General features: G+C 74.3%; 6 protein-coding genes. 3 read left to right on the top strand and 3 right to left on the bottom strand.

The window, feature by feature from the left end:
- The first annotated feature begins 122 nt into the window (after positions 1-122).
- Complete coding sequence (locus tag AB0J68_RS25045) at positions 123-899, top strand: methyltransferase domain-containing protein (protein WP_363940632.1); 777 nt, start codon at positions 123-125, stop codon at positions 897-899.
- A gap of 188 nt (positions 900-1,087) precedes the next feature.
- A complete protein-coding gene (locus tag AB0J68_RS25040) occupies positions 1,088-2,482 on the top strand; it encodes an FAD-dependent oxidoreductase (protein WP_363940631.1) in 1,395 nt (464 codons plus the stop codon).
- 7 nt (positions 2,483-2,489) lie between these two features.
- Here AB0J68_RS25040 and AB0J68_RS25035 read toward each other — a convergent pair whose 3' ends face one another.
- The 3 genes from AB0J68_RS25035 to AB0J68_RS25025 are packed head-to-tail and all read right to left on the bottom strand — an operon-like array spanning position 2,490 to position 5,187.
- Complete coding sequence (locus AB0J68_RS25035; protein ID WP_363940630.1) at positions 2,490-3,263, bottom strand: nucleotidyltransferase domain-containing protein; 774 nt, start codon at positions 3,261-3,263, stop codon at positions 2,490-2,492.
- A 50-nt stretch (positions 3,264-3,313) separates the two neighbouring features.
- Positions 3,314-4,699: a hypothetical protein gene (locus tag AB0J68_RS25030; protein ID WP_363940629.1), complete on the bottom strand. Its 1,386-nt coding sequence runs from the start codon at positions 4,697-4,699 to the stop codon at positions 3,314-3,316.
- Positions 4,700-4,704: 5 nt separating this feature from the next.
- On the bottom strand, positions 4,705-5,187 hold the full coding sequence (locus tag AB0J68_RS25025) for a hypothetical protein (RefSeq protein ID WP_363940628.1): 483 nt from the start codon (positions 5,185-5,187) through the stop codon (positions 4,705-4,707).
- 101 nt (positions 5,188-5,288) lie between these two features.
- Here AB0J68_RS25025 and AB0J68_RS25020 point away from each other — a divergent pair.
- On the top strand, positions 5,289-5,923 hold a 635-nt coding region (locus AB0J68_RS25020; protein WP_363940627.1), incomplete at its 3' end, for a copper resistance protein CopC.

Here is a 5,923-nt window from a genome sequence, read left to right as displayed (position 1 = left end):
TGCGCGCGGGGCCCGGGTCCACGGTTCGGCGCGGCCAGGCCGGCCCGTCGACGACGGCGGCTTACACCGAATCTGCGCGCCGTGTTCGCGGTACGCCCACAATCCGGTGTTTGGATGGGCCGATGAGCCAGCTCACGAGCGCGACGCCCACCGCCGCCGACCAGATCGCGTACCTGGACACGGCAGCGGCCACTTTAGTCGGGCGCGACTACAAGAGGCGTGCCCTCGACGCCCTCGACCTGCGGCCGGGGCACGCCGTGGTGGACATCGGCTGCGGCCCGGGGACCGATCTCGGGCGGCTGGCCGACGCGGTCCAGGCCGGCGGCCGGGTCGTCGGAGTCGACCGTGACGCGCGGATGCTCGCGGAGGCCGGCCGGCGGCTGGCCGACCGGGAGACGATCGAGCTGCGCGCGGTCGACGCGCACGCGCTTCCGCTGGACGACAGCAGCATGGACCGGGCCAGGATGGACCGCGTCCTCATGCACATCGAGGATCCCGCGACGGTGCTGACGGAGGGTCGTCGGGTGCTGCGCCCGGGCGGTGTGCTCGCGATGGCCGAGCCGGACTGGGACACCCTGGCGGTCGCGGACGAGGACGTGCGGACGAGCCGCGGCTTCGCCCGCTTCGTCGCGGGGCGGGTGCGGAACCCGACGATCGGGCGGGAGCTGGTCCGGCTGTCGGTGCAGGTGGGCCTGCGGGTGAGATCGGTCGAGGCGGTCGCCGTCGTCTTCCGGGACTTCGACACCGCGGACCGGATTCTGGGGCTGCGGCGCAATTCGGCCCGCGCCGTGGCGGCCGGCGAGCTCACCGACGCGGACGTTCAGCCGTGGCTGCGGCGTCTCACCGACGGTCCCCTGCTGGCGGGTTTCACCCTGTACCTGGTCACGGCCGAAGCCTGACGCCGCGCGGCGGGCCGGTCCCGACTCGGCGTCGCCCCCGTCGTCGGGCACGACGCACCCGGGGCGATTCTGCACCGAACCTTCCCGAACGTCCCGTCGCTGCGGGCAGGCTTGGTTGGCCGACGCGCACCGAGGGCCGCCGGCCCGACCGGCGACCCGACAGCGCCTCGCGGCCGAGAGGAGCGCCCGTGACCGACCAACCGGAGGACTTCGACCTGCTCGTCGTGGGCGGCGGCAAGGCCGGCAAGACGCTGAGCATGGACGTTGCCCGGTCCGGCCGTCGGGTGGCGATGGTGGAGCGCGGCATGATCGGCGGTAGCTGCATCAACGTCGCGTGCATCCCCACGAAGGCGCTGGTGACGAGCGCGCGGGCGGCCCGCCAGCTGCGCCACGCCGCCACGCTCGGCGTCGTGGTCGAGGGCGGCCGGGTCGACGTGGACCTGCTGCGGGCGCACAAGCAGGACGTCGTCGATCAGATGGTCGCCGCCAACCGGCAGCAGTTCCTCGACTCGGGTCTGCACCTGGTGATCGGTCAGGCCCGGCTCGTGGCCACGCGGACCGTGCGGGTGTCACTGGCCGACGGCGGCGAACGACTGCTGCGCGGCGACGACGTGGTCATCAACACGGGCACCCGGCCGTACCTGCCGTCCGTACCCGGGATGGCCGAGGCCGGGGTGCTGACCAGCGACGATCTGCTGCGCCTGAACCGGTTGCCGGCACGACTGGTGGTGCTCGGCGGCGGCACCGTCGGGGTGGAGTTCGCGCAGATGTTCGCGTCGTTCGGCAGCGCGGTGACGGTGATCGAGGGCGGTCCTCAGCTGCTGACCCGTGAGGACCCCGACATCGGCGACGCGATGATGCGGGTCTTCCTCGACGATTGCATCGACGTACGCGTCGGGGTGACGGTCGCCCGGGTCGACCGCGACGCCGACGGTACGGTCCGGATCACGCTCGACGACGGCAGCGTGGTGACCGGCGACGACGTGCTCGTGGCGGCCGGCCGGGCGCCGGTCACCGACGGGCTCGGGCTGGACGCGGCCGGTGTCCGACTCGACGACCGTGGCTTCGTGCTTGTCGACGAGTACCTGCGCACCAGCGCCGAGCGGACGTGGGCCGCCGGGGACGTCGCGGGCAGCCCACAGTTCACCCACGCCTCGCTCGACGACTATCGGATCATCCGGGCGAACCTGGCCGGTGAGCAGCGCAGTACGGCGGGCCGGCTCATCCCGTACACCGTCTTCACCACCCCGGAGCTGGCGCGGGTCGGTCTCGGCGAGAGCGACGCGCGCCGCGCCGGGTACGACGTCCAGGTGGCCCAGCTGCCCGTCGCCGCGATCCCCCGGGCCCGCACCCTGCGCCAGACGCAGGGCATGTGGAAGGCGGTGATCGACGCCCGCACCGACCAGATCCTGGGCGCGGCGCTGCTCGGCGCGGAAGCGGGCGAGGTGATCACCTCGGTGCAGTTGGCCATGCTCGCCGGCATGCCGTGGACCGCGCTGCGGGACGCGATCATCACGCATCCGACCATGGCCGAGGGCCTCAACCTGCTCTTCGCGTCGCTGAAGTCCCGCCCGGTGCGCTGACCCGGCGTCAGCGGTGGGCGGCGACCTCGGCGCGTACCCGCTCCTGGAAGGCACGCGCCTGGGCGCCCGTGGGCGGTGGCCCACCGTGCCGCGCGGCGATCGCCCGGCGGATCACCTCGGCCGGGTCGCCGGTGTCGACGAGACGCCGGCCGGCGGCCACCTTGGACAGCCACTCACCGTCGCGGTGGCGCACCAGCGAGCGGCAGGCGCCGAGCACCGCGTCCTCCGCGCCGGGCGCGGGCCGGTCGCCCGGTGGCGTCGGCAGGGCCAGCCACCAGGTCAGCGCCTCGATCAGCAGGCGGCTCAGGTCGGCCGGGGTGAGGTCGCCGAAGACCTCCGCCGCCGGCGGCCCGAGCAGCGCCACCCCGCTCTGGTGCAGGATGCTGCGGTCCAGCCCGTACCAGAAGCGGCCGTCGGCGCTCGGGCGGTCCGCCGGGTCGAGGGTGCGGCGGAACGGCATCGCGGGCCCGGTGTTCAGCTCGACCTCGAAGCCGGGCTCGGGGCTGCCGGCCGCGGCCACGGCCCGCTGGTACACGACCAGTTCCAGCCCGCGCGCCGGGCAGGGCAGCGCCTCGTGGCGCAGCCGTGCCACCAACGTCCGCTTGACGGCCTCGGTCAGCGCACCGGCGCAGACCAGCGCCACGTCCACGTCGCTCCGGCCGGCCTGGTACGCGCCGAGCCCCACCGAACCGGCCGCGTACGCGCCGACGAGATCGGCGCCGAGCACGTCCCGGGCGGTGTCCACGAGGTCGTCGAGGTAGCGCCGAAGAGCAGAGTCCACGCCCCATCCTCACCCGTGGACGCGGGCACGTCGGCACCGGGCCGGCGGCCCTAACCGGCGTAGAGCAGCAGCAGGCCGGCGACGGTGTACGCGACCATCAGCGCGAGCAGCGGGAGCTGACCGGCCACCGCCCGCGCCCGGGGAAACAGGTACAGGGCACGGTCGTGGGCGAGCAGCGTGCCGAGCAGGTGCCCGACGATGATGACGGTGATCTGGAGGTTGGCCACCCCGGACGGGGTGACCAGCCCGGTGTGCGGCTGCCAACCCGCCGTGCCGAACCAGTCCGCCCCGGTGTCGCGGGGGTCCGACAGCAGGGCGACGGTGCGCTGACCCTCCAGGATCAGCAGCGAGTAGTAGTGCGCCACCACGTAGCCCACCGCGATCGGCACGACCGAGTGCGCGAGTTCGCTCGGCACCCGCGGCGACTCCGCGCCACCCGCCGGAACCGCATCGTCGGCCGGCTCCGCGGCGCTTGGCGGTTTGGCACGGCCGACGCGGGCGGCGGCGCCGGTGGCGAGGAGGTACGCCACGGCGACGACGCCGATGACCACGATCAGTCCGGCGCTGCCGGTGACCGCCGGGGGCAGGCCGTTCTCCTGGGAGAAGCGCAGCCACGCCGGCGCGTTGGAGAGGCTGTCGAACATGGTCGAGCCGAGCAGCACGATCACCACGGCGACGAGCCCGGGACGGGGCCGCAGCCCGGCGATCCCGTCGAGCGGGTTGCGCCACACCAGCACGCCGTCGGCGGCCCTGCCGATCGGGGCGAGCTGGCCGACGAGCGCGCTGTAGACCTCGAACGGGTCGGCCCGGTCGAACCAGCCCGCGCCGAACAGCGTGGCGCCGCCCAGCATGACCACGGCGTACCCGGCCAGCCACGCGGTGATGACCGGCAGGGTGGCCCGGTCCGGCGCGACCAGCTCCAGCCAGACGAACCCGAACAGGGTGAGCGCGGCCGGCCAGAGGCCCAGGCCGGCAGGCAGCTCCCGGACGCCGCGCGCCGGCTCGCGCCGCGCCGCCAGGGCGACGAGCAGGTGCACGGTACGCAGCGGGTTGACCGCCCGCAAGACCGGACCGAACAGCAGCGAGACGGGTACCAGCCCGACCCAGAGGAGCACGTAGAGCGCGCCGGCCGTCGGATTGTCCGGGGTGTCCGGCCCGCCGAGCAGGCCCACGCAGAACCAGCCGGCGGCGAGCAGTCCCAGTCCGCGCAGCGCCCACCGGAACGCGGGGGCGTCGACGAGGCCGGCCAGCCGGTCGGGTACCGGTCGGCCACCGGCGGCGTCCCGGTCGAGGCGTGGCTCGCGCCAGAGCAGGCCCAGGGCGAGGAACGTGACGACCAGGGTCAGGGCGGCGGCGACGACGAGTTCGGGCAGTGTGATCGGCAGGTCCTGGCGGCCGCCGACGCCGTGCGCCAGCAGCGCGGGAGCGGCGGACATCCCGCTCAGCGGACGACGAGCTGGAACAGCACCAGCTCGTTCTCGTGCGTCTCCACCTCGAACAGCCCGGTCTTCTCGGCCCGGAACTCCACCGAGCCGGGCGTGCCGGCTGGCAGTCGGGCGCCCAGGTCGTAGCCGTGCACGTGCAGTTCGTCGTCCGCGTCCGAGGTGACCGTGATCCGGACGAGTTGGCCCTTGGCCACGGTCACCCGGCCGGTGGGCGGGCTGATCCGTCGTTTGGCGATGGTCACGGTGATCTCCCGGTCGACCGCGGGCGTGCTGGCGGTGGCGGCGGGAGTGGGACTGTCCGCCGAGGCCGGCGCGGAGGCGGTCGGTGCGGCGGCCGACGTGGCCGGCGTCGAGGGGGCGGCCCCGGACGGGTCGTCGTCCTGCCCGCAGCCGGCGGTGAGCAGGGCGCTGAGCAGACCGGTGACGAGGAGGGTGGTGGGGACGGCGGCGCGGCGGGCACCGGGGGCGCGGACGAGCACGGGCGGACTCCGAACGACGCGGGGGGCGGGGTGTCGAGCTGATCGTCGGAGGGTGAACTCTACGTCTTGTTCGGCGGTGGGGAAATGACCATGATGAACGAATGCGATCGAGGCTGGTCACTGTCTGTCACGTTGTGTGCCGTACCGTCGCCGTGCTGGCGGCGCTGCTGGTGGTGTCGCTGGCGCTGCCCGCCGCCCCGGCGTCGGCGCACGGGCAGTTGGCGACCTCCACGCCGCTGACCGGCACCGTCGTCCGCAAGCCCCTGGCCCAGGTCGGGTTGTACTTCACCGAGAAGCCGGCCGCCAACGCGCACTTCACCCTCACCGGCCCGAACGGGTCACGGGTGGACAGCGGCTGGTCGTACGGCGAGCCGAAGCGGCTGGACAAGCCGGTCCAGGAGTACTTCATGGTCAACGGCGTCTTCGAGCCGCGGCTGTACCACACCGGCTTTCCCGCCATGGTGACCGTCGCCCACTGGCCGGCGAAGGGCCGCTACACCGCCAGCTACCTCACGGTCGCCTCGGACGGCGAAGCGGTGCGGGGCACCGTCACCTTCGACTACCAGGGCCCGAGCACGGCCGCCCCGGCCGGCTGGACGGCACCGACGAACGGCCCCGAGCCCGCCCTCCTCGCCCAGGCCGAGGGCACCCCGTCGGCCTCCGCCGTGCCGGCGGCGACACTCCCTCCGGACGCCGGTGGCGCGGCCGCGGGGGTGGCGTCCGGAGGGAGTGTCGC

It is taken from the genome of Micromonospora sp. NPDC049580 (genome assembly GCF_040675595.1).
GTDB lineage: Bacteria > Actinomycetota > Actinomycetes > Mycobacteriales > Micromonosporaceae > Micromonospora.
This window is presented reverse-complemented; position numbering and strand designations above follow the sequence as displayed.

Bases quoted from the DNA above. Each gene is read 5' to 3' on its own strand.
- AB0J68_RS25045 (WP_363940632.1), top strand. From the start codon at position 123: ATGAGCCAGCTCACGAGCGCGACGCCCACCGCCGCCGACCAGATCGCG.
- AB0J68_RS25030 (WP_363940629.1), bottom strand. From the start codon at position 4,699: ATGTCCGCCGCTCCCGCGCTGCTGGCGCACGGCGTCGGCGGCCGCCAG.